Source organism: Knoellia terrae, from assembly GCF_048606435.1.
Classification (GTDB): Bacteria; Actinomycetota; Actinomycetes; order Actinomycetales; family Dermatophilaceae; genus Knoellia; species Knoellia terrae.
The window spans coordinates 202780-225589 of sequence record NZ_JBMBWH010000002.1; the positions used below are offsets into that span (position 1 = coordinate 202780).

The 22810-nt window shown below is 71.8% G+C and carries 23 protein-coding genes and 1 riboswitch; of the genes, 9 read left to right on the plus strand and 14 right to left on the minus strand.

Annotated features, from left to right (window positions below; all coding sequences use genetic code 11):
* Window positions 1-103: 103 nt before the first annotated feature.
* Together ACOJV9_RS04280 and ACOJV9_RS04285 are read right to left on the minus strand one after the other, a co-directional pair.
* Complete coding sequence (locus tag ACOJV9_RS04280) at window positions 104-835, minus strand: M23 family metallopeptidase (RefSeq protein ID WP_420183941.1); 732 nt, start codon at window positions 833-835, stop codon at window positions 104-106.
* Between the two features lie 246 nt (window positions 836-1081).
* Window positions 1082-2080 (minus strand): esterase/lipase family protein, encoded by a 999-nt coding sequence (locus tag ACOJV9_RS04285; protein ID WP_420183942.1) that lies wholly within the window; start codon window positions 2078-2080, stop codon window positions 1082-1084.
* A 167-nt stretch (window positions 2081-2247) separates the two neighbouring features.
* Here ACOJV9_RS04285 and sucC point away from each other — a divergent pair, with 167 nt between their 5' ends.
* From sucC to ACOJV9_RS04320, 7 genes are all read left to right on the plus strand, one after another.
* Window positions 2248-3426 (plus strand): ADP-forming succinate--CoA ligase subunit beta, encoded by a 1179-nt coding sequence (gene sucC, locus ACOJV9_RS04290; RefSeq protein WP_420183943.1) that lies wholly within the window; start codon window positions 2248-2250, stop codon window positions 3424-3426.
* A gap of 42 nt (window positions 3427-3468) precedes the next feature.
* Complete coding sequence (sucD, locus tag ACOJV9_RS04295) at window positions 3469-4359, plus strand: succinate--CoA ligase subunit alpha (protein WP_420183944.1); 891 nt, start codon at window positions 3469-3471, stop codon at window positions 4357-4359.
* A gap of 145 nt (window positions 4360-4504) precedes the next feature.
* Window positions 4505-5749, plus strand: coding sequence for a cell division protein PerM (locus tag ACOJV9_RS04300; RefSeq protein ID WP_420183945.1), 1245 nt, complete (start codon window positions 4505-4507; stop codon window positions 5747-5749).
* Window positions 5750-5773: 24 nt separating this feature from the next.
* The gene (purN, locus tag ACOJV9_RS04305; protein ID WP_420183946.1) at window positions 5774-6364 is read left to right on the plus strand and encodes a phosphoribosylglycinamide formyltransferase; all 591 of its coding nucleotides are present in this window, start codon (window positions 5774-5776) and stop codon (window positions 6362-6364) included.
* A 3-nt stretch (window positions 6365-6367) separates the two neighbouring features.
* Window positions 6368-6793 (plus strand): PPOX class F420-dependent oxidoreductase, encoded by a 426-nt coding sequence (locus ACOJV9_RS04310; protein ID WP_420183947.1) that lies wholly within the window; start codon window positions 6368-6370, stop codon window positions 6791-6793.
* A 32-nt stretch (window positions 6794-6825) separates the two neighbouring features.
* Window positions 6826-6904, plus strand: a riboswitch (ZMP/ZTP riboswitch).
* A gap of 52 nt (window positions 6905-6956) precedes the next feature.
* Window positions 6957-8594, plus strand: coding sequence for a bifunctional phosphoribosylaminoimidazolecarboxamide formyltransferase/IMP cyclohydrolase (gene purH, locus ACOJV9_RS04315; protein ID WP_420183948.1), 1638 nt, complete (start codon window positions 6957-6959; stop codon window positions 8592-8594).
* Window positions 8595-8685: 91 nt separating this feature from the next.
* The gene (locus ACOJV9_RS04320) at window positions 8686-8850 is read left to right on the plus strand and encodes a hypothetical protein (protein WP_420183949.1); all 165 of its coding nucleotides are present in this window, start codon (window positions 8686-8688) and stop codon (window positions 8848-8850) included.
* A 122-nt stretch (window positions 8851-8972) separates the two neighbouring features.
* Here the strand turns inward: ACOJV9_RS04320 and bar are convergent, their stop codons facing one another.
* Both bar and ACOJV9_RS04330 read right to left on the minus strand, forming a co-directional pair.
* Window positions 8973-10121 carry a barbiturase gene (gene bar, locus ACOJV9_RS04325; RefSeq protein WP_420183950.1) on the minus strand — a complete coding sequence of 383 codons (1149 nt, stop codon included), beginning with the start codon at window positions 10119-10121 and terminating at the stop codon, window positions 8973-8975.
* A 53-nt stretch (window positions 10122-10174) separates the two neighbouring features.
* Window positions 10175-11116, minus strand: a complete 942-nt coding sequence (locus ACOJV9_RS04330; protein WP_420183951.1) for a carbamate kinase — start codon at window positions 11114-11116, stop codon at window positions 10175-10177.
* Window positions 11117-11584: 468 nt separating this feature from the next.
* Here ACOJV9_RS04330 and ACOJV9_RS04335 point away from each other — a divergent pair, with 468 nt between their 5' ends.
* Window positions 11585-11938, plus strand: coding sequence for a MarR family transcriptional regulator (locus ACOJV9_RS04335; protein WP_420183952.1), 354 nt, complete (start codon window positions 11585-11587; stop codon window positions 11936-11938).
* A gap of 4 nt (window positions 11939-11942) precedes the next feature.
* On the opposite strand, the gene ACOJV9_RS04340 is transcribed toward ACOJV9_RS04335, so the two are convergent.
* The 6 genes from ACOJV9_RS04340 to ACOJV9_RS04365 all read right to left on the minus strand — a co-directional run bounded on the left by ACOJV9_RS04340 (window position 11943) and on the right by ACOJV9_RS04365 (window position 16380).
* Entirely contained in the window at window positions 11943-13445 is a 1503-nt protein-coding gene (locus tag ACOJV9_RS04340) for a carboxyl transferase domain-containing protein (RefSeq protein WP_420183953.1), read from the minus strand.
* On the minus strand, window positions 13442-14617 hold the full coding sequence (locus tag ACOJV9_RS04345) for a CaiB/BaiF CoA transferase family protein (RefSeq protein WP_420183954.1): 1176 nt from the start codon (window positions 14615-14617) through the stop codon (window positions 13442-13444). Before ACOJV9_RS04345 ends, ACOJV9_RS04340 begins: the two co-directional genes overlap by 4 nt.
* 197 nt (window positions 14618-14814) lie before the next feature.
* Entirely contained in the window at window positions 14815-15147 is a 333-nt protein-coding gene (locus ACOJV9_RS04350) for a hypothetical protein (protein ID WP_420183955.1), read from the minus strand.
* Window positions 15096-15290 (minus strand): hypothetical protein, encoded by a 195-nt coding sequence (locus ACOJV9_RS04355; protein WP_420183956.1) that lies wholly within the window; start codon window positions 15288-15290, stop codon window positions 15096-15098. The genes ACOJV9_RS04350 and ACOJV9_RS04355 overlap by 52 nt, the downstream gene beginning before the upstream one ends.
* On the minus strand, window positions 15287-16039 hold the full coding sequence (locus ACOJV9_RS04360) for an HAAS signaling domain-containing protein (protein WP_420183957.1): 753 nt from the start codon (window positions 16037-16039) through the stop codon (window positions 15287-15289). Before ACOJV9_RS04360 ends, ACOJV9_RS04355 begins: the two co-directional genes overlap by 4 nt.
* Window positions 16036-16380: a PadR family transcriptional regulator gene (locus ACOJV9_RS04365; protein ID WP_420183958.1), complete on the minus strand. Its 345-nt coding sequence runs from the start codon at window positions 16378-16380 to the stop codon at window positions 16036-16038. The genes ACOJV9_RS04360 and ACOJV9_RS04365 overlap by 4 nt, the downstream gene beginning before the upstream one ends.
* Before the next feature lie 136 nt (window positions 16381-16516).
* Between ACOJV9_RS04365 and ACOJV9_RS04370 the strand changes: the two genes are divergently transcribed.
* On the plus strand, window positions 16517-17155 hold the full coding sequence (locus ACOJV9_RS04370) for a CHRD domain-containing protein (protein WP_420183959.1): 639 nt from the start codon (window positions 16517-16519) through the stop codon (window positions 17153-17155).
* A gap of 75 nt (window positions 17156-17230) precedes the next feature.
* On the opposite strand, the gene ACOJV9_RS04375 is transcribed toward ACOJV9_RS04370, so the two are convergent.
* From ACOJV9_RS04375 to ACOJV9_RS04390, 4 genes are read right to left on the minus strand one after another with little or no spacing between them, the layout of a single operon-like run.
* On the minus strand, window positions 17231-17707 hold the full coding sequence (locus ACOJV9_RS04375) for a nucleoside deaminase (protein ID WP_420183960.1): 477 nt from the start codon (window positions 17705-17707) through the stop codon (window positions 17231-17233).
* Between the two features lie 59 nt (window positions 17708-17766).
* A complete protein-coding gene (locus tag ACOJV9_RS04380) occupies window positions 17767-18633 on the minus strand; it encodes an NmrA family NAD(P)-binding protein (RefSeq protein ID WP_420183961.1) in 867 nt (288 codons plus the stop codon).
* A complete protein-coding gene (locus ACOJV9_RS04385; RefSeq protein ID WP_420183962.1) occupies window positions 18602-20536 on the minus strand; it encodes a hydantoinase B/oxoprolinase family protein in 1935 nt (644 codons plus the stop codon). The genes ACOJV9_RS04380 and ACOJV9_RS04385 overlap by 32 nt, the downstream gene beginning before the upstream one ends.
* Window positions 20533-22653, minus strand: coding sequence for a hydantoinase/oxoprolinase family protein (locus tag ACOJV9_RS04390; protein WP_420183963.1), 2121 nt, complete (start codon window positions 22651-22653; stop codon window positions 20533-20535). The genes ACOJV9_RS04385 and ACOJV9_RS04390 overlap by 4 nt, the downstream gene beginning before the upstream one ends.
* Window positions 22654-22810 lie beyond the last annotated feature (157 nt).

A 22810-nucleotide genomic window follows, 5' to 3' on the forward strand; every position in this document is an offset into this window, starting at 1 on the left:
GCCGACGGCGGGACGCGCGCACCCGGCATACGACGAGCACCGACGACGAAGGGCGGCACCCATGAGGGGTGCCGCCCTGGCGACGTGGTGGTGCGACCTCAGGTCACTGCAGGCCCTTCTCGGCCAGCCACGGGGCGGGGTTGACCGGTCCGCCGCCGTTCGGGTGGATCTCGAGGTGGAGATGCGGGCCGGTCGAGCGACCGGTGTTGCCGGAGAGGCCCACCACGTCACCCGGCATGACGCTGTCGCCCACGGTCGCGGAGAAGCGGCTCATGTGCGCGTACCAGGACTCGGTGCCGTCCCAGTACTTCACCCGGACGAGCTTGCCCATGTTGCCGTTGTGCCCGACGAAGGTCACGGTGCCCCTGGACATGGCCCTCAGCGGCGTGCCGACGGGGCAGCCGAAGTCGTTGCCCCAGTGCATGCGTCCCCAGCGCATGCCGTAGCCGGACGTGAACGAGGCACCGGCGATGGGGGAGACCCAGCGCTTGCCCTCCTTCTCGGCCTTGACCTTCGCGGCGGCAGCGGCCTTGGCCTGCGCGTTGGCGGCGGCGGCTGCTGCAGCGGCCTTGGCCTTCGCCGCGGCTGCGACGCGCGCCTGGTTGCGGGCGACGCGCTGCTGCTCGGTCGCGCGGCCCTGGAGGGCGGCGGTCTGGATGGCGACCTGCTGGCGGCGCGACGAGAGGTCGGCCTGCTCGGCGACCTGCGTGGCGGCCTGCTCGCGGGCCGTCTGCGACTGGGCGGCCGTCAGGTCGAGGCGCAGGGGGGCGGACTCGGCGACGGAGGCCCCGGTGGCGGTGACGACCAGCGCCACGGCAGCGGCACTGGGCAGCACGAAGCCCGGGTGGAGGGCGCGCGGGACTCGACTTGTCGCAGGTCTGCGATGCCGGCCTCGGTGACGCCCCTGATAAGGGGAAGTCAAGACAGGGGTACCTCACGTGCAGGGGACACGGGAGTGTCTACCGTAGCGTGACCGGACCGTTACACAAACTCCGGCCTGTTTTGGCTGTGGACGCGCTACGGCCACATGGCCGCTGACCTGCGGGGTTGCCCTGCAAGAGCGGTTTCGCCGTGACGTGGATCACGACCGAGCGCGGGCCGTATGCCGTCCTGCCGGGTCCGCCGACCGCCCGGACGAGGGCTTCCCGGGTCGTGGACGAGTGGCGAGCGCCGTGACCCCGGCGGTCAGGGTGCCGCCGTGCTGGTCGAGCTCGGCCAGTGCCGTCGAGATCCCGTGGGCGACGTCGCCGACGATCGGCAGCGAGATGTGCCCGACCCCGTGCAGGCGGATGTTGCGCACGGAGAGGTCGGGGTGGCGCAGGGCGCCGTTGCCCTGCGGCACGATGACGAGGTCGGTGTCGGACCAGTAGCTGATGAACCGGGTCGTGCATCCCACGACCGGCTCGTCGAGCTCGCGGATGAGGCCGCTGCCGGGACGCATCTGGCTGAGGATGCGGGTCGGGAGGGCGTAGGCGCCGTAGGTGCCCTGGTGGGGGGTCCCGAGCGTGACGAGCGTGTGCACCCGGGCGTCCCCGCCGAGCCGCGTGACGTAGTAGCGCGCGATCAGCCCGCCGAGGCTGTGGCCGATGATGTGGATCTTCTCGTAGCCGGTCTCGGCGACGATGGCCTCGATCTCCTCGCCGAGCTGGGCGGCGGCGGTGCGCACGTCGGCTGTGAAGGGGGAGTAGTTCATCGAGTAGACCGAGTTGAACCCCCGACGGGTCAGCCCCCGGCGCAGCAGCGCGAAGATCGAGCGGTTGTCGATGAGCCCGTGGACGAGCAGGATCGGCGTGCCCGCCGCCTCGACGTTGGAGATGAGCAGTCCACGCTGCACCGGAGGGAGGTGCTCGATCCGGTAGCCGCGCCAGCCGTCGGCCCGGTCCTGGAAGATGCCGAGCGGGTAGGTCACGAGGTGGGTCGAGACCCACGCCCCCTCGATCGCCATGCCGACGACGGCGCGCGGCGTGAGCAGCGCGCCGATGTCCCGGGCCACCGACCGGCTCGTGTCCACCGCCTGCCGGGCGCGGGTCATCAGCGATCGCCGGGGACCGACCGGGTGCGTCCTCGTCGAGGCATCCATGGTGCGCACACGCTATATCGCCGTCGTCCGGGGCGGGGATGTCGTGGCACTGACCTCGTCGGGTGTCACCAGATCGAGACCGCGAACGCCGGACCTGCGCGGCGGCGCTAGGCTCGGCCCGGACGAACCAGGCCAGCAGACGACGACGTGAGGACGGGAACGAATCCGTGGACCTTTACGAGTACCAGGCACGAGATGTGTTCGAGAAGCACGGGGTTCCCGTGCTCGCAGGCGCGGTGGCGACCACCGCGGCGGAGGCCCGTGCGGCCGCCGAGACGATCGGCGCCAGGAGCGGCGGTGTGACCGTGGTCAAGGCCCAGGTCAAGACCGGGGGCCGCGGCAAGGCCGGTGGCGTCAAGGTGGCCAAGTCCGCTGACGAGGCCGAGCGGCTCGCCGGCGAGATCCTCGGCATGGACATCAAGGGCCACACGGTCCACCGGGTGATGATCGCCCAGGGCGCGCAGATCGCCGAGGAGTACTACTTCTCCGTCCTGCTCGACCGGGCCAACCGCACCTACCTCGCCATGTGCTCCAAGGAGGGCGGCATGGACATCGAGCAGCTCGCCGTCGAGCGCCCCGAGGCGCTGGCCAAGGTCGCGGTCGACCCCAATGTCGGCATCGACACCGCCAAGGCGCAGGAGATCGTCGACGCCGCGGGCTTCGACGCCGAGACCGGCGCCAAGATCGTGCCCGTGCTCGAGCGCCTCTGGGTCGTCTACCGCGACGAGGACGCGACGCTGGTCGAGGTCAACCCCCTCGTCAAGACCAACGACGGCGAGATCGTCGCCCTCGACGGCAAGGTCACCCTCGACGCCAACGCGGAGTTCCGCCAGCCGGACCACGCCGCGCTCGAGGACGCGTCGGCCGCCGACCCGCTCGAGGCCGCCGCCAAGGAGAAGGACCTCAACTACGTCAAGCTCGACGGCAACGTCGGCATCATCGGCAACGGCGCCGGGCTCGTCATGAGCACCCTCGACGTCGTCGCCTACGCCGGTGAGGCGCTCGGCTCCAAGCCGGCCAACTTCCTCGACATCGGTGGTGGCGCGAGCGCCGAGGTCATGACCGACGGCCTGCACATCATCCTCGGCGACGAGCAGGTCAGGTCGGTCTTCGTCAACGTCTTCGGTGGCATCACCTCGTGCGACGCCGTCGCCAACGGCATCGTCGGCGCGCTCAAGGCGCTCGGTGACGAGGCCACGAAGCCGCTCGTCGTCCGCCTCGACGGCAACAACGTCGAGGAGGGTCGCCAGATCCTCGCCGACTTCAACCACCCCCTGGTCACCATCGAGGACACGATGGACGGCGCCGCCCAGAAGGCCGCCGAGCTCGCGGCCGCCGCCAAGTGACCCTCGACCCGTCGAGCGAACAGACAAGGACACCTATCTGACATGGCAATCTTCCTCACCGAGAGCTCCAAGGTCATCGTCCAGGGCATGACCGGCTCCGAGGGCATGAAGCACACGACCCGCATGCTCGCCTCCGGCACCACCATCGTCGGCGGCGTCAACCCCCGCAAGGCCGGCACCACGGTCGACTTCGAGGGCGGCACGTCCGTCCCCGTCTTCGGCTCGGTCGCCGAGGCGATGAAGGAGACCGGCGCCGACGTGTCCGTCGTCTTCGTCCCGCCGGCCTTCGCGAAGTCCGCCGTGATCGAGGCGATCGACGCGGGCATCGGCCTGTGCGTCGTCATCACCGAGGGCATCGCGGTCAAGGACTCCGCGGAGTTCTACAACTACGGCAAGGACAAGGGCACCCGGATCATCGGCCCGAACTGCCCCGGCCTCATCAGCCCCGGCAAGTCCAACGCCGGCATCATCCCTGCCAACATCGCCGGCCCCGGCCGCATCGGTCTCGTCTCGAAGTCCGGGACGCTGACCTACCAGATGATGTACGAGCTGCGTGACTTCGGCTTCAGCTCCGGCGTCGGCATCGGCGGCGACCCGATCATCGGGACGACGCACATCGACTGCCTCGAGGCCTTCGAGGCCGACCCCGAGACCGACGCGATCGTCATGATCGGTGAGATCGGCGGTGACGCCGAGGAGCGGGCTGCGGCCTACATCAAGGAGCACGTGACCAAGCCGGTCGTCGGCTACGTCGCCGGCTTCACCGCTCCCGAGGGCAAGACCATGGGCCACGCCGGCGCCATCGTCTCGGGCTCCTCGGGCACGGCCCAGGCCAAGAAGGAGGCCCTCGAGGCCGCCGGCGTCAAGGTCGGCAAGACGCCCTCCGAGACGGCCGACCTCATGCGCGAGATCATGCAGGGCCTGCAGAAGTAGCCCGTCTGCACCCAGCGCGAGCGGGCGGCATACCGGTTTCTCTCGGTATGCCGCCCGCTCGCGTGGCGTCAGCAGACCGCCTTGGTCGGGAGTCCCCGGCGTGTGCGCCACGGGCTCGTGGGCGGACCGGGGGAGACTGGTCGCGATGACGGTCCTGGAGCTGCTGCGGGGTGTGCGCCCCACCGACGACGAGGACGGCGAGGGCTCGCCGCCCACGTCGTGGCTCCCCGACTCCGCACGCGACGTCCTCCTCGGTCTCGCCACAGGTCTGCTCTCGCTGCTCGTGGTCGCCGTCCCCACCGTGCTCGGCTGGATGCTCGACCCGCGACCGGGGAGCTCCTTCGGCGAGCCGCTCGGCGCCGCCGCGTCCCTGTGGCTGCTCGTGCAGGGCGCGCACCTCGGCGCCGGTGCGACCAACGTCGCGTTCGTCCCCCTCGTGCTCGGCGCCCTGATGGTCTGGGGTGCCTCCCGTGGTGCCGGGCGCGCACTGGCGACGGCAGCCGTCGACGACGGCTGGTTCGCCGACCTCCTGCCGCGTTCGGTGGCCGCGGTCGCCGGGCGGTGGTGGGGCGGGTATGCCGTCGCCGTGGGTGGCGCTGCCGCGCTCACCCTCGCCGGCTCACTTCCGCTGCGCTGGCCCAGCGTGGGCGTCCCGCTGCTCGTCGTGCCGGCGCTCGCCGTCGCGCTGGCGCTGCGACGGCTGGCCCTCGAGGAGGACATCCTCGGCCCTCGCCTCGTGGGTCTCGCCGCACCAGAGGTCGTCCGGCGTGCGTCCGGCCCGGCAGTCAGGGGCCTCGCCGTCCTCCTCGGCCTCGGCGCCCTCGCCGTCGCCGCGGCGGTGGTGCTGCGCTGGAGCGCGGTGAGCGACCTGCAGTCCGAGGTCGGTGCCGGCCTCCTCGGCGGGCTGCTCCTCACCGGAGCCCAGCTCGCCTCGCTGCCCAACCTCGCGCTGTGGGTCCTGTCGCTCGTGGCCGGGCCGGGGTTCGCCGTCGTGGAGGGTGCGCACACGAGCCTGGCGGGGTCGGCGAGCGGGCTGATGCCGCTGGTCCCCGTCTTCGGTGCGATGCCGTCGCCCGGGGACTTCCCGTGGGCGGTGCGTCTGCTGGTCCTCGTGCCCGTCCTCGTCGGGGTCCACGTCGGGCGCCGGGCGCTCACGACGGTGGCGCGGCTCTCGTCGCTGCGCGCCAAGGCCTCGGTGGCGGTCGTGGCCTGTGTCATGGTCGCGGTGGTCGTGGGGCTGCTGGACGGTCTCGGCGGCGGGTCGCTCGGTGCCTACCGGCTCTCCGACATCGGCGCGCCAGCCCTGTGGCTGACCCTCACGCTCGGGCTCGAGCTCGTCGTCGGTGCCCTCCTCGTCGTCTCGTGGGACGTCTGGCGCCTGCGACGCTGAACCCCCGTCACGCTGCTGGGTAGGGTGCTCGACGTGAAACCTCCCGCCGGCGTCGTCGTCCTCGTGTCCGGTTCGGGGACCCTGCTCCAGGCGCTGCTCGACGCGAGTCTCGACCCGGCATACGGGGTGCGGGTGCTGGCCGTCGGGGCGGACCGGGGCGACATCGAGGGGCTGCGCCGTGCGGAGCGAGCCGGTGTCGAGACGTTCGTGTGCCGGGTGGGCGACTTCCCGGACCGAGGCGCGTGGGACGTCGCCCTGGCCGCTGAGATCGCCTCACGCGGGCCGGACCTCGTCGTCACGGCCGGCTTTCTGAAGATCCTCGGCCCGCGAACCCTCGCCGGCCCGCCCATCCTCAACACCCACCCGGCGCTGCTGCCGAGCTTCCCCGGCGCGCACGCCGTCCGGGACGCGCTCGCCCACGGCGTCAAGGTGACCGGGACGACCGCCCACCTCGTCGACGCAGGCGTCGACACGGGGCCGATCCTCGCGCAGCGCGCGGTCGACGTGCTCGACGACGACACCGAGGACAGCCTGCACGAGCGGATCAAGGTCGTCGAGCGCGAGCTCCTCGTCGAGTGGGTCGCGCGCCTGGCCGTCGAGAAGCGGCAGGGCTGAGCCGTGGCCCTGCACCCGTCGCACCTCCCCTCGGCAGCCGTCGAGTTCATGGTCGAGCGGCACCTCGCGACGCTGACCACCCTGCGCCGTGACGGGTCGCCACACGTCGTGCCGGTCGGCTTCACCTGGGACCGCGAGGCGCGCGTGGCCCGGGTCATCGCGAGCCGCGGCAGCGCCAAGGTCGTCCAGTCCCGAGCAGGGCGCCGCGCCGCGCTCTCGCAGGTCGAAGGCCGGCGCTGGATCACCCTGGAGGGCACGACGAGGGTGCTCGAGGACGAGGCGTCCGTGCGTGACGCCGAGCAGAGGTATGCCGCCCGCTACCGCCAGCCGCGCCCGAACCCCGAGCGGGTCGTCATCGTCCTCGACGTGGACCGGGTGCTGGGTGGCTCCTGGCCCGACCCGGTGCCGCCGTCGCCGTACGCCACCTGACGGGTTGGGCCGCGCGCACCTCCGTCGCTAGACTCGGGCACGACGACTGGCGCAGGTGGACCACCACCGGGGAGTCACCGTGGGACCGCATCGCCCGCCTGGGTGCACCCGGCCCTGCCGAGCATGCCCGCACCCACGTCGTCTCCCGAATGGAGCCACCACCATGGCCGTCACCGTCACTCCTCCCGGCCCCACCGAGGACCGCCGTCCCGTGCGCCGGGTCCTCATCTCGGTCTACGACAAGACCGGGCTGGAGGACCTCGCCCGAGGCCTGCACGAAGCCGGTGTGGCCATCGTGTCGACGGGCGGCTCGGCCGGCCTCATCGAGGGCCTCGGCATCCCCGTGACCGAGGTCGCGGACCTCACCGGCTTCCCGGAGTGCCTCGAGGGGCGGGTCAAGACGCTGCACCCGCGCGTGCACGCCGGCATCCTCGCCGACACCCGCAAGCCCGACCACGTCGAGCAGCTCGCCGAGCTCGAGGTCGAGCCGTTCGAGCTCGTCGTCGTCAACCTCTACCCGTTCGCCGCGACGGTGGCCTCGGGCGCCGCCGCCGAGGAGGTCGTCGAGCAGATCGACATCGGCGGACCCTCCATGGTGCGGGCGGCGGCCAAGAACCACCCGAGCGTCGCCGTGGTCGTCGACCCTGCGGCATACGGCTCGGTCCTGGAGGCGGTCGGCGCCGGTGGGTTCACCTTCGAGCAGCGCAAGGCGCTCGCGGCGAAGGCGTTCGTCCACACGGCGACCTACGACGTCCACGTCGCCTCCTGGATGGGCAACGCCTACACCGACAGCAGCGAGGGCTCGGGCTTCCCCGCCTGGGCCGGAGCGACGTGGGACAAGGCCGCGGTGCTGCGTTACGGCGAGAACCCGCACCAGCGAGCGGCCCTCTACACCAACGGGTTCCAGCCCGAGCCCGGCCTCGCGCAGGCCCGTCAGCTGCACGGCAAGGAGATGTCCTACAACAACTTCGTCGACGCCGACGCCGCCGTGCGCGCGGCCCACGACCACGGCGACCAGCCCACCGTCGCCGTCGTCAAGCACGCCAACCCGTGCGGCATCGCCGTCGGCGCCGACATCGCCGAGGCGCACCGCAAGGCGCACGAGTGCGATCCGGTCTCGGCCTTCGGCGGCATCATCGCAACCAACCGGACCGTCACCGTCGAGATGGCCCGCACCGTCGCCGACATCTTCACCGAGGTCGTCGTCGCGCCGGGCTTCGACACCGACGCGCTCGAGGTGCTCACGGCGAAGAAGAACATCCGGCTGCTCGAGTGCGCGCCGCCGCGGCAGGGTGGCGCCGAGATCCGCCCGATCAGCGGTGGGCTGCTCATGCAGCACCGCGACGCGGTGGACGCCGTCGTCACCGACTCCGAGGGCGCGGTCACCGGTGGCGACGACGCGGCGAGCTGGCGCCTCGTGTCCGGTGACGCCGCCGACGAGGCGGTGCTCGCGGACCTCCAGTTCGCGTGGCGCTCGGTGCGCGCGGTGAAGTCCAACGCCATCCTCCTCGCCCGCGACGGTGCGTCCGTGGGCATCGGCATGGGCCAGGTCAACCGGGTCGACTCCTGCCACCTCGCCGTGTCGCGTGCCAACACGGGTGAGAGCGAGCGGGCGCGCGGTGCCGTCGCGGCCTCGGATGCCTTCTTCCCCTTCGCCGACGGGCTGCAGGTGCTCCTCGACGCCGGCGTGACCGCGGTGGTCGCTCCCGGAGGGTCGATGCGGGACGGCGAGGTCATCGAGGCGGCGCAGGTGGCCGGCGTGACCATGTACTTCACGGGGACGCGCCACTTCGCCCACTGACCGGTCTCATCGGTCATCGACACGGCGTCCCCCGGGGGCCACACTGGCCACAGGACCCGAGGTCTGCGCGCGGCCGAGAGGAGCAGGGGACATGTTCTGGACCATCGCGGGAGTTGTGCTGGCGATCGTGCTCATCGGGGCCTGGGTCTGGGACCGCAAGCACAGCATGGATCGCTCCTACCGGGATGCCAACGGCGCTGACCAGGCGAGGGCCGACGCCTCGGTGACCCAGCTCGGCCAGTGGAACGGCTACTGACCGCGCCCCTCACCCCTGACTCAAGCCCCCGGTGGAGACGACCGGAGGGAACGGTGAGGGTCCGGAGGCTTTCGTAGCCTCCGGACCCTCACCGTTCCCTCATGGGGAGCAAAAGTTGGGACTCAGGCGGTCGGGGCGCCGGGCGCGGCGTAGCCGGTCGGCTCGCCCTCACCGAGGTCGACGATCGCCGCGACGGGGCCACCGCCGTCCGGTCCCTGGTGCGCGGCCGACACCGACACGAAGACGGCGGGGTCGCCCGTCACGGAGGCGGTGACGCCGCCGACGGCCGACTTGATCTGGCGGTGCCAGTGCACGTCCGAGTCGTCGAGCATGGCGTTGCGGCGGCCGCGGACCGCGCCGTCCTGGCTCACCTCGCACTTGAGGAAGACGTTGACGAGGCGGCCCTGGATGTCGCTCGTGTGGGGGCGCTCGGGCAGCTCGAGCCCGGCGTCCTTGATCGCGGACCAGATGCCGTCGGCGTCGAGGGCGTCGCGCATGACCGAGTGACCGATGCGATAGCGGCCGCCGACACCGCGGGCGTTGCCGACGACGACGACCTGCGCCTGGTCGAGCTCGACCCCGGAGGAGCAGGACGCGACCGCCGAGAACAGCGAGCGGTTGTGCATGACGTCCTCGTCGGTCGGCATCTCGATCTCGCCGAGCGCGACGGCGATGCCGAGGCCGGTGGTGCCGTTGGAGAGGTCCATCGACTCGTGGGTGTGCTCGGTCCAGACCTTCTGCCCACGGGACTTCGCGTCGCGGATGGTGTGGATGGTGAGCAGTGGCGTCTTGGTCTGGACGTAGTGCACGTCCGCGGGATCGGTGATGCCGGCGCGCTCCATGGCGACCTTCACGGCGTCGGCGACCTTGGAGATCATGCCGACGTAGCCGATCTCCTCGGGCTTGATCGGCTCACTCATGGCGAAGCCGACGGTGAGGCGCAGGTCGTCGGACTTCTCGGCCTTGTCCTCGGGGACGGTCGCGAAGATCGTCGCGTGGGGGCTGATGATCCCGTCGGTGCCGCCGGACCACACGATCGGGACCTGCTTGACCTGGTCGGCCGGGGCGCCCTTCTCGACGAGCACCTCACGGAAGGCCCGGTCGGCGATGATCCGGGTGTAGTCGTTGACGCCACCGTTGCCCTCGGTCTTGCCGATGATGGCGATGACGCGGCTCGCCTCCAGGACCCCGTCGTCGATGAGCCTGGCGAGCTCGGAGGCGTCGGAGACGCTGTGGATCGGAACCTTGCGGACCTCGATGGCTTCTGGCACGACTGGACCTTCCTCTGGTGTGGGTGACGCTGTGGGACGGCGGAACGGGGTGATCAGTCCTCGGGACTCGTGTCGATGACGGTGCCGAACTCGCGCTCGACCGCGTCGGTGATGTGCTCGAGGGACGTGATGATGCTGCGCCCCCCACTCGCCGCGAAGCGCATCGCGGCGTCGACCTTGGGGCCCATCGACCCGGACGCGAACTGGCCCGCCTCGGCGAACGCCCGCATCTGCGCCAGCGAGGTGAAGCCCAGGGGGCGCTCCTGCGGGGTGCCGTAGTCGACCATCGCGTGGTCGACGTCGGTCGCGATGATGAGGATGTCGCACGCCAGCGCCTCGGCGAGCAGGGCAGCCGTGAGGTCCTTGTCGATGACGGCCTCGACGCCGCGCAGGCTGCCGTCCGGCTCGCGGACGACGGGGATCCCGCCGCCCCCGGCGGCGACGACGACGTGTCCCGACCCGACGAGCGTGCGGATGGTGTGGAGCTCGAGCACCTCGACGGGGCTGGGCGAGGCGACGACACGACGCCAGCCCCTGTCGCCACGGTCCTCCCACTGCTGCCCGTGCTCGATCATCTGCTGCGCCTGGTCGGCCGGCAGGTAGCGACCGACCGGCTTGGTCGGCTCGCGGAAGTGCGGGTCCTCCGCGTCGACGAGCGTGCGGGTGACGAGGGCGGCGACCGGTCGAGCGACGTCGCGCCGGGCCAGCGCGGGCTCCAGGGCGTCGAGGATCGTGAACCCGATCGTTCCCTGCGTCTGGGCCCCGCACCAGTCCAGCGGAACGGGAGGGACGACGTGGGCGGACACCTCGTTCTTGACGAGCAGGTTGCCCACCTGGGGGCCGTTGCCGTGGGTGAGCACGACCTCGTGTCCGGCCGCGACGAGCTCGGCGACGTGCTCCATCGCCTCGGTGATCGCGCGCACCTGGTCGGCCGGGTGGGCCGAACCGTCGGGCGCGGTCATGGCGTTGCCGCCGAGTGCCACGAGAACCCGCACGTGTCCACCTTCCGGACCGGACGGCATACCCCTCTGGTATGCCGTTGCCGCGAGCCTAGGAGGGGGTGCCCGTGCGGGCGTTGGCATCACCTGACAGGCGGACGCCTCGCCTTTGTCAGGTGTCGCACCTGCCGCACCGGTGGCCGGGGTCCGTGGCTCGTCGCACCCGGCCGCTGCGCAGAGCACGCCCCAGCCTCGGCCGTATTTCCGGAAACGCCTCTCACGCAAGAGATTTCGCGTGTTGCGATGACACGAAACCATGGCTTGGGGGCACATCCCCGGGCTAGCATCAGCGCGTGACTGAACGACCCGGTCGCTGAGACGGCGGTTCTCCGGGGTTCGGTTCGGCACAGCCGACGGCACGGTGTGGGGTCCCGTACAGGGGTCGGGGCCCACCGTGCCGTCCGGCACGTTCCGGGTGCGTCCAAAGTGGTCCCTGACGGGGTCCGCGACGGGTAGCGTCTCAACATGAAGAGGGACGGATGGACGTTCCTGACCAACCACGGGCACGTGCTCGTGTGCTTGGCCATAGACCCTGACGTCCTCCTCCGTGACGTCGCCACCCGTACGGGGATCACGGAGCGTTCGGTCCAGCAGATCGTGCAGGACCTGGAGCGGGCCGGAGTCATCATCCGCAGACGCGTGGGGCGGCGGAACAGGTACGTCGTGAGTCGTGAGGAGACGTTCCGGCACCCGCTGGAGGTGGGTGTGACCGTCGGGCAGTTCCTCGACCTCGTGGAGGACGCCCGCCGAGCGTCGCAGGAGCCCCTGCCCGGACCGGCCGCCACCCCGGACGCGCCCGGTGGGGAGCCCCAGTCCTAGGACGTCAGCCGCCTCCGAGCCGTCGGTAGCGCCGGTGGCGGGCGGACAGGCGCTGCTGGGGGTCGAGGCCGGCCAGGTCGGCGAGCTCGTGCCGGATGGCCTGCGCCATCCGGGTGCAGAACGCCTCCGGCTCGTCGGCGGCGTCGGGGTGCTCGGCGACGATCCGGTCGATGATGCCGTCCTCGAGCAGGTCGAGGGAACGGACCCGCTGGCGCTCGGCGAGCTCGGGAGCCCGGTCGGGCGTGCGGTGCAGGATCGCCGAGGCACCCTCGGGCGGCAGCGGTGAGAGCCACGAGTGCTGGGCGCTGATCACCCGGTCGGCGGGCATGAGGGCGAGGGCCCCGCCCCCGGTCCCCTGCCCGAGCAGCACGCAGACGGTCGGCACCTCGAGGACGACGAGCTCGGCCAGGCACCGGGCGATCTCGCCGGCCATCCCGCCCTCCTCGGCCGCCTGCGAGAGGGCCGCGCCCGCCGTGTCGATGACGCTGACCAGCGGCAGGTCGAGCTCGGTGGCGAGCTTCATCCCGCGCCGGGCCACCCGCAGGCCGGACGGGCCGAGCGGAGCCTCGGTGCTCTCCCCGCGCCGGTCCTGGCCGAGGACGACGCAGGGCGTGCCGCGGAAGCGGGCCAGCGCGAGGAAGAGGGACCGGTCCCACTCACCCGCGCCCGTGCCGAACAGTGGCAGGACGTCCGTGGCGCCGAGCTTGAGCAGGGCACGCACGCCGGGACGAGCGGGGTTGCGGGAGCGCGTGATCGACTCCCAGGCCGGGACGTCGGGCAGCGGCTCCTTGGGCACGTCCGGAGCGTCCGAGCCGTCGCTCGGGGCGAGCACGAGGTCGAGGAAGCGCCCGGCCGTCTCGGTGAGCAGCTCGACCGGCAGGACGGCGTCGAGCAGGCCGTGGGCGAAGAGGTTCTCCGCGGTCTGCACGTCCGGCGGGAACGGCTCGCCGTAGAGCGCCTCGAAGACCCGGGCGCCGAGGAAGCCGATGGTGGCGCCGGGCTCGCCCACGGTGACGTGTCCCAACGAGCCCCACGACGCGAAGACCCCGCCGGTCGTGGGGTGGCGCAGATAGGTGATGTAGGGCAGGTGCTCGCGCTTGTAGGCCGCGACCGCCCCGGAGATCTTCACCATCGTCACGAAGGCCGGCGTGCCCTCCTGCATGCGCGTGCCTCCCGAGGCGGGGGCGGCGAAGAGCGGCAGCCGCTCCTTGGTGGCCCGCTCGAAGGCGAGGACGATGCGCTCGGCCGCGGCCACCCCGATGGAGCCGGCGAGGAAGCCGAACTCGCCGGCGATGACGGCGACCCGGTGCCCACGGATCCGCCCCTCGCCGGTGACGATGGACTCGTCCGTGCCCGAGCGCTCGGCAGCGGCGGCGAGCTCGCCGGCATACGCACTGCCCGGCTCGGCCACCGCGAGCGGCGCCTCGTCCCAGCTGGTCCAGGCGCCGTCGTCCAGGACCGCAGCGATGAGCTGGCTCGACGTCGGCCGGTGCGGCGTGGCGCTCATGCGGGCTCGTCGGCGTCGAGCCAGGCACGGATGCTCGCGTCGTGCTGGCCGAGCGTCGGGGGAGCGAGGTGCGTCTCGCGCCCACCGGCGAAGGCGTTGTCGTCGAACCGGATCGGCGGGCCGGGGATCTCGATCGGGCCGAGCACCGAGTGGTCGACCTCGACGACGAGCCCCTGCGAGCGGGTCTGGTCCCAGTCGTAGACCCGGTCGATGGTCCGCACCTCACCCGACGGGATGCCGAGCTCGGCGAGCCGGGGGAGGAGGTCGTCGAGCCGCCAGTCGGCGAACGCGGTGTTGAGGGTGGCGGTGACGAGGTCGCGGTTGGTGCTGCGCTCGCGGTTCGTCGCCATGCCGGGGGTCGCGGGGTCGATCCCGAACGCCTCGGCGAGCTTGACCCACAACGACTCCGAGCCACAGGCAACCTGGATGTCCCCGTCCTGGCAGTGGAACAGGCCGTACGGCGAGAGGGCCGGGTGGTGGTTTCCCTGCGCCCGGCCGACCTGCCCGGCGACCGTGTACGCGGTGCCGTGGAAGGCATGGGCACCGACGACGGCGGCGAGCAGGCTCGTGCGGACCACGCGCCCGACCCCCGTGGTGTGGCGCTCGTGGAGGGCGGACGCGACGCCGTAGGCGCCGTACATGCCTGCCAGGAGGTCGCCGATCGGCACCCCGATGCGTTGCGGGTTGTCCGGGTCCGGCCCGGTCACCGACATCAGGCCGGCCTCCCCCTGGGCGATCTGGTCGTACCCGGCCCGGCCACCCTGGGGGCCGTCGTGGCCGAAGCCGCTGATCGCCAGGACGACGAGCCCCGGGTTGAGCTCGTGCAGTCGCTCGACGGGGAAGCCGAGCCGGTCAAGCACCCCCGGGCGGAAGTTCTCGATGAGCACGTCCGCACGCTGCACCAGCCGGGTGAGGACGTCGCGTCCGTCGTCGGACTTGAGGTCGAGGGTGATCGACTCCTTGTTGCGGTTCGCTGCGAGGAAGTACGTCGAGATGGGGTCGTCTTCGGGACCGACGAAGGGCGGACCCCAGCCGCGGGTGTCGTCACCGGTGCCGGGCGTCTCCACCTTGATGACGCGGGCGCCCATGTCTCCCAGCATCATCGCCGCGTGCGGACCGGCGAGGGCGCGGGAGAGGTCGACGACGGTGATGTCCTGCAGTGGTCCGCTCACGGGCCGGCTCCTTCGTTGGGCGTGGGATCGAGCCTAGGGAGCCGAGCCGTCCGGGGACCGGTCAGGTCGTGGCAAGGACTGCGCCGCGACGGTGTCACCATCTGCCAAACGCCTGCACCCTCGCCTCGTGTGCCTGAGCGCATGCCCTGGCTTCCGCTCAGGCACACGAGGCACGCTGATGGCGTATGCCGTCCGGCTCAGCGGGCGCTGCGTCCCAGCACCAACAGCACCCAGCTGACTGCTGCCACGACGCCGAACGTGGGGAGCAGCCTGAAGCCGAGCGGGGCGCCGAGGGCGAGCAGGACCCACAGGGCGATGACCATCACGACCACCACACGGGGGAGGAGCAGCGTCGACATCGCTCGCTCACGACCGGTCCACCGGCCGGTGAGGGCCGTGAGGGCGCTCACCGCCAGCCACGGCGGCAGCAGCAGGACGAAGGCGAAGACGATCTCGAAGGGATGGAGAAACCCAAAGGTCACGAGGACGAGCAGGAGCACGACGCAGACGGCGTTGATGCCGATGGCCATCCGCCCGACGCGAGCGAGACCTCGAGGTGCTCGTGCACCCCGGCGAGGACCTCGGCGCGCTCACCGGGGTCGACGCCGTCGAGCAGCAGCTCGAGGTCACGCAGGTAGGCGTCCACGAGCGGGTGGCCGACCGGCGTCGTCACGTCGCCCGTCCGGCCGCCAGGGCCGCGGCACGACGTGAGCCGGCGACGACGAGCCGGGTCAGCACCAGGCCACCGCCGACGAGGCCGAGGGCCAGGCCGACCCAGGCGCCCACGTTGATGCCGAGCTCTGCCTCGGTGAGGATCCAGCCGAGCACCGGCAGCAGCCACAGGATGGTCGCGGTCACCGGTACGAGCAGTGCCAGCGTCCATGCCTGCCGCGAGCTCCACAGCGGGGAGAGGCCGGCGAGGAGCGTGGCCGTCAGCCACAGCGGCCAAGTCAGCATCAGACCAGACAGCAGTGCCGACGGTGCCCCGGAGAACTCGATCTCCGTCGTCCTCACGACCTGTCCGTCGGCACCCACCGTCTCGGTGCCGCTCGTGCCGTAGCCGGCACCGGCGGAGACGACGAGGACCACGAGCAGGAGCGCGAGCCCGAGCAGGAGGCCGACCACCGTGGGGACCCAGCCACGCGACATCGTGCCCACGGGAGACGCCGAGCCGGGCCCAGCCGTCCCACCGGTCGGGGTGCGACCGGCATACGCCTCGTCGGCGACGGACTGCGGTGAGCCGAGCTCTGCCAGGGTGCGGCGGACGTCGTCGTCGGAGGCGTCGGGTCCGAGCGAGACCTCGAGGTGCTCGTGCACCCCGGCGAGGACCTCGGCGCGCTCACCGGGGTCGACGCCGTGGAGCAGACGGTCGAGGTCGCGCAGGTAGGCGTCCACGAGCGGGTGGCTGACGGGAGTGGTCACGGGGTCCCCTTGAGGAGTGCGGAGTCGACGGCGTCGCGGAAGGGCTTCCAGGTGCGGGTGAAGGAGGCGAGGGCGTCCCGGCCTTCTCCGGTGAGCGAGTAGTAGCGGCGGGGTGGTCCCTCGACCGACTCCTGCCAGGTGGTGTCGACGAGCCCCGCCTTGCGCAGTCGGGCGAGGAGCGGGTAGAGCGTGCCCTCGCCCGACATGAGGATGCCGTCGACGCTGAGCCGTCGCGCGATGTCGAGGCCGTAGAGCTGCTGGTCGCGCAGCATGGCGAGCACGCAGTACTCCAGCGCACCACGACGCAGGTGCGTCAGGATGGCGTCGTCACCGGGTACCATGCGACACAAGATAGCGCAGATCCTTCGTCCTGTCCTCGAATCGGGGGCCTGACCCATCCGCCACGTCCGTCCGCTCCGAACACGGACTGCACGGCGAGCCCAACGATGAGCTCGCGGCACTCTCCCTGGAGCAGACATGCGCACCCTCAGCCGCACCACCAAGGCCGTCCTGGCCACCGGCTTCCTCGTCACCTCCTTCGGGGTCGCCGCCACGGCGACCACCGCGACGGCGAACAGCGCCGACCTCACCGCCAACCTGCAGCCCGTCGCCCTCAACGGCGTCGACGGCAGCGGCACGGCGCTCGTGACCGTCCGCGGAACCCGGATCGAGGTCGCCATGGTCGCCTCGGGCCTGCTGGCCGACGCGCCCCACGCCGCCCACATCCACTTCGGCGCCGACGCCCGCCACGAGTGCCCGGGTGCGCTCGCCGACACCGACGCGAGCGGCACGCTGAACACGTCCGAGGGCGGCCCGTCCTACGGCCCGGTCGCGGTCTCGCTCACCAAGACCGGCGACACCAGCCCGGCCAGCGCCCTGGCCATCGACCGCTTCGACACCGCACCTCGCGGGACGCTGACCTACGAGCGCGGCCGCATCAAGGTCACCCAGACGCTCGCCAAGGCGATCTCCTCCGGCGAGGCCGTCATCGTCATCCACGGTGTCGACCACAACCACAACGGCGCCTACGACGGAGCCACGCCGAGCGACCTCGACCCGTCGCTGCCCACCGAGGCGACCGACCCCGCCCTGTGCGGCGTCATCACCCAGAGCTGACCCACCACACCCCCCTGGCCTCGCGTGCCTGAGGCAGACGGAGACGTCTGCCTCAGGCACGCAGGGCGACGAGGGTCAGTACTCGGCGCGACCCGGCAGCGCTCGCCACGCGTCGAACGGCGCCTCCGACCGGTCGCCGGGCAGGTGCACCCGGCGCATCGGCCAGGCCTCTGACTCCGGGGTCGGGTCGAGCAGCCCGTGGAACACGGCGTCGTCGAACCCCGCTGCGGCGGCCGCGTGACGGTCCGCCGCATGGACGACGGCCGCCACCCGCGCCCAGAGCGAGGCGGACAGGCACAGCGGGCACGGCTCGCACGACGCGTACACCGTGGCGCCCGCCAGCGAGAAGTCGCCGACCTCGCGGCACGCGTTGCGCAGGGCCACGACCTCCGCGTGCGCGGTCGGGTCGAGGTCGAGGGTCACCCGGTTGGTGCCCTCGCCGATGACGGCGCCGTCCCGGACGACGACCGCGCCGAACGGCCCACCGCCACCGGCCACGTTGGCGACGGCGAGGTCGATGGCGCGGTCCAGCCACGTCTGGTCGTCAGTCATGTGCACATGCTGACAGCACGGGCCGGGCGGACGGCAGGCGGTTCCGCCTCACGCCCACGTCAGGCGAGGACGTCGCGCCAGCTGCGCGGCTCGCGGCCGAGGAGTCGTCGCAGCGTGGTCGGGTCGCCGACGAGCCCCTCGCGGTCGTAGCTCCGGAACATCGCTGCCAGGTCGTCGCGTGCCTGCTCCGTCAGGCCGGCCGCGGGACCGGTCATCCACTCCTGCAACGGGATCTCGACCGCCTCGACCGAGCGCCCGAGCACCTTCCCGGCGATCTCCGCCAGGTCCCGCACCGACAGCCGCTCGGGACCGGCCAGGTCGTACGTCCCACCGGCATGCCCCTCGTCGGTGAGGACGTGCGCTGCCACCTCCGCGACGTCGTCGAGGTCGACGTTGGTGAACGGCGCGTCCACGGAGTGGGGGACCTCGATCCGACCGGCGAGCGCAGCACCGAGCAGGTTCTGGAGGTAGGCCGCAGGGCGCAGCACCGTGGCCGACCCCAGCCGCGCGCGCACCGCCCCCTCGGCCTCCGACTTGCGCTGGTGGTGCGGCATCGACACGTCGTCCGGGTGCAGGACGGAGTGGTAGGCGAAGCGCGAGACGCCCTCTGTCACAGCGCAGTGCGCCACCCGCCGGGCGATCGCCACCTCGTCGGGGTGGACGTTGGGCGCCAGGTGGTAGACCCCCTCCACTCCCTCCATCGCAGCCGCGACTCCCGCACCCGTCACGAGGTCGAGCGTCACGACGCGAACCAGCTCGCCGGCATACGGGATCCCACGGGACCCGGCGCGGACCGCAGCGCGCACGCCCACCCCGCGCGCCACGAGGGCACGCGTCACGGCGCGGCCGGTCTTCCCGGCCGCGCCGATGACGAGGACCTCGTTCAGGGTCGCGTCACACCCAGTCGTACTCGCTGGCGGCGGCACCGTCGGCCAGCCGCGCGTAGCCCGGTCCGCGGTCGAAGAACGGCTGCTCGGCACGATCCTCGCGCAGCTGCGCCCGCAGTGCCTCGCTCGCGTCGACGTCGATGCTCACGTCGTCCTTGCCGCCCGAGGCGACGACCCCGTATGCCGTCCGCGCACCCTCGAGCGACACCTTGCCCCAGCGCAGGTCGCGTTCGACCTCGTCGAGGGGGCGCTCGAGCGGGTCGCCCCAGCCCCCGCCGCCGGTGGTGCGGATGCGGATGACCTGGCCGGCCTTGACCTCCTCGGCGTCGGCGAGGGCGTCGACCTCGCGCTCGTCCGGGCCGCCGACGTCGACGGTGACGCTGAAGGACTGCCCGGCCTTGCCGCCCTTGACTCCCCAGCAGGCGAGGATCGAGCGGTCGGCGATCGACATGAAGTTCGCGTCGCGCAGCATCCGGATGTGCTTCTCGTAGCCGAGGCCCCCGCGGTAGCGACCGGCACCGCCGGAGTCGACGGCCAGCCCGAGCCGCTCGACGAGGAACGGGAAGCGCGACTCGGTGAACTCGGTCGGCAGGTTGCGGGAGTCGGGCACGACGTGGATGGTGTCCTCGCCGTCGGCGTAGTAGCGCCCGCCGGAGCCGCCGCCGAGGACCTCGCGCATGAGGTAGTCGTTGCCGTCGCGGTCCTTGCCGTAGACGCCGGTGTAGCGGATCGTCTCCTGGTCGGCGGGCATCTGGCCGTCGACGGCCTTGGCCACGACGCCCGAGAGGACGCCGAGCAGGCGCAGGATGACGAAGGTGCGGGCGTTCGTCGGCGCCGGGTAGATCGGCGTGAGCAGCGTGCCCTTCTCGGGGAAGCGCATCTCGATGAGGGGCACGATGCCCTCGTTGACGTCGAGCTCGGCCATCCGCTCGGGGGTGTCGGCGAGGTTGCGCAGGATCGGGGCGAGCCACTTCTTGAGGAAGTTGCCGCCCACGTAGTCGCCGCAGTGGTTGATCGGGCCCTTGGCCTGGGGCGCGGTCCCGGTGAAGTCGACGATCAGCCGCGGGCCGCCCGGGAAGTTGGTCTCCGGGTCGGCGGGCGCGTGGTCGACCTTGGTGAGGGTGATCCGCTGGGTGTGCAGCCGGGGCTCGTCGATGCCGTCGTGCTCGGCGTAGTCCTCCCAGACGTAGCTGCCCGCGGGGATCTTGCTGAGGATCTCGCGGCGGTAGGTCTCGGTGGTGGTGTCGAGGATCGCGTCGAACGCGGCCTCGACGCTGTCGCGCCCGTAGCGGGCGAAGAGGTCTGCCAGGCGGCGAGCACCCATGAGGCAGGCGGAGCACTCGGCGTCGAGGTCGGCGGCGAGGCTGTCGGGCATGCGCGAGTTGCGGGTCATGATCCGCAGCGCGGCCTTGTTGGGCACCCCGGCGTCCCACAGCTTGATCGGCGGGACCGACAGCCCCTCCTCGTGCACGCTCGTCGCGTTGCTCGGCATCGAGCCGGGGACGGCGCCCCCGATGTCGTCGTGGTGGCCGAAGGCCTGCACGAAGGCGACGACCTCGCCCTCGTGGAAGACGGGGACGGTGACGCAGAGGTCCGGGAGGTGGCCGATGCCGCCCTCGGACTCGTAGACGTCGTTGTGGAAGAAGACGTCGCCCTCGTTCATCTCCGCGAGCGGGAAGTCCCGTGCGATCGGGTGCACGAGCGCGCTGTAGGAGCGGCCGGTGAGCTTGCGCAGCTGGCGGTCGTGGATCCCGGCGCGGAAGTCGTGGGCGTCACGGATCATGGGGGAGCGGGACGTGCGGGCGATCGCCGTCTCGACCTCCATCTCGACGCTCGCCAGGGTGCCCTGGACGATCTCGACGAGGATCGGGTCGACGGTGCTGTCGGCAGCGGTGAGTCGCTTGCCGTGCTCGTATGCCGTGGGCAGGCCGGCCGTGTTCATCGTGCGTCCTTCGTCGTGGCGGTGGTCCGGGTGATGACGAGGTTCCCGTAGGGGTCGACCACCACGGTGAAGCCGGGGTGGACCGGGACCGTGGAGCCGAACTCCTCGATGATCGCGGGGCCCTCGATGGTGTCGCCGGCGGCGAGGTCGGGCCGCCACCAGACGCCGGTCTCGACGTAGCCGTCCTCGGCGTCGAAGCAGACCTGGCGGGTGGAGCGCCGCGCACTGTGTGACCTCTTGGTCGAATCCGGGCGGGAGGGGAGCTCGCGCAGCTGCGGCCGGGTGATCGGGCCGACGCCGGTGACGCGGAGGTTGACCCACTCGACCTGCTGGCGCGGGTCGTCGCGGAAGTCGTAGCCGTAGAGCTGCCGGTGCTCGTCGTGGAACCCGGCCGCCACCGAGGCGGCGTAGGCGGCGTCGACGGGCCGGTCGGTCGGCGCGGTCACCCGGACCTCATAGGCCTGGCCGAAGTAGCGCAGGTCGACGGTGCGGGTGAACTGGTGCTCGTCGCGCGTGAAGCCCTCCTTGTCGAGCGCCGCGGCGGCGCGCGAGGTCAGCTCGGTGAAGGTCTTCTCGATCGCTGCGTGGTCGAGCGCGGTCTGCTTGGCGACCTGCGTCTGGACGTAGTCGTTCTTGACGTCGACGGTGAGCAGGCCGAAGGCGCTGACGTTGCCCGGGTTCTGCGGCACGACGACACCTGCCAGGTCGAGGATGTCGACGAGGCGGCAGGCGAGCAGCGAGCCGGAGCCGCCGAAGGTCGTCAGCATGAAGTCGCGCACGTCGAGGCCGCGCTTGACCGAGACCTGGCGCAGCGCGTTGGCCTGGTTCCACGCCGAGATCTCGAGGATGCCGGTGGCGCAGCGCTCGAAGTCGAGGCCGAGCCGGTCGGCGAGCTCCTCGATGCCGGCTCGGGCCGCGTCGACGTCGAGCGGGATCTCGCCGCCGAGCAGGTGCGGGGGGATGCGTCCGAGCGTGACGTGGGCGTCGGTGATCGTCGGGTTGCTGCCGCCCTTGCCGTAGCAGAGCGGGCCCGGGTCGGCACCGGCCGAGTGCGGACCCACCTTGAGCGCGCCCTCGGGGGACACCCAGGCGATGGACCCGCCACCGGCGCCGACGGTGACGACGTCGATCATCGGGATCTTGCTCGGGTAGGCGCCGACCGTGCCCTCGGTCGTCAGCGTCGGCTCGCCGTCGAGGACGACGGAGACGTCGGTGGACGTGCCGCCGCCGTCACAGGTGAGCACCTTGTCGAAGCCGGCCTTCTGCGCGATGAGCGCCGCGCCCAGGGCACCGGCCGCCGGGCCGGACAGGACCGTCGTGATCGGCTGGTGGACGACCTCGTCGGCGGAGAGCACGCCGCCGTTGGACTTCATGATGTAGAAGGGGATCTCGCGTCCGCTGCCGCCGGTGAAGCCCTCGAGCCGGCTGTGGATGTTGCTCACGTAGCGGCTGACGTTGGGCTTGACCGCGGCGTCGACGAGCGTGGTCATCGACCGCTCGTACTCGCGGTACTCGCGCAGCACCTCGCTCGAGATGGAGACGATCGCCTCCGGGTGCTCGGCGCGCAGGATCTCGCGCATGCGCAGCTCGTGCTCGTCCGCGGCATACGAGTGCAGGAAGCAGACCCCGATCGTCGTGATGCCGTGGTCCTTGAACCAGCGCGCCGCTGCGACGGCGCCCTCCTCGTCGAACGGACGGATCTCGTTGCCCTCGAAGTCGAAGCGCCCACCGACGGTGCGCACGGCGTCCGCGGGGACGATGCGGGGCGGCTTCACCCAGAAGTAGGAGTTGCCGTAGCCGTCGGGCACGGCCTGGCGGGCGATCTCGAGCATGAACTCGTAGCCCTCGGTCGTGATGAACCCGAGCTGCTCCACCTTGCCCTCGAGGAGCTTGTTGGTCGCGACGGTGGTGCCGTGGCAGACGGCGGCGATGTCGTCGCCGTCCGCCTCCATGAGGCCGAGCACCTTGTCAATGCCGTTGATGAACCCGTCGGCGGGGTTGCTCGGCGTGCTGGGGGTCTTCGTCGTGACCAGCTCACCGCTGTCCTCGTCGAAGGCAACGACGTCCGTGAACGTCCCGCCCGTGTCGATGCCGATTCGTATCCGTCGCTGCGCCATGCCGACGATTCAAGCCCGGTATGCCGTCCCGTCTCGTTGGCAATCTGTGCCAACGCCGGGGGCCGACCGTCCCAAACCTCACCAGCGGCCGCACGTCGGGACGGGTTCGCCGGGTGCCCGAGAGGATGAGAGGACTCTCATCGCCGAGGGGGTTATC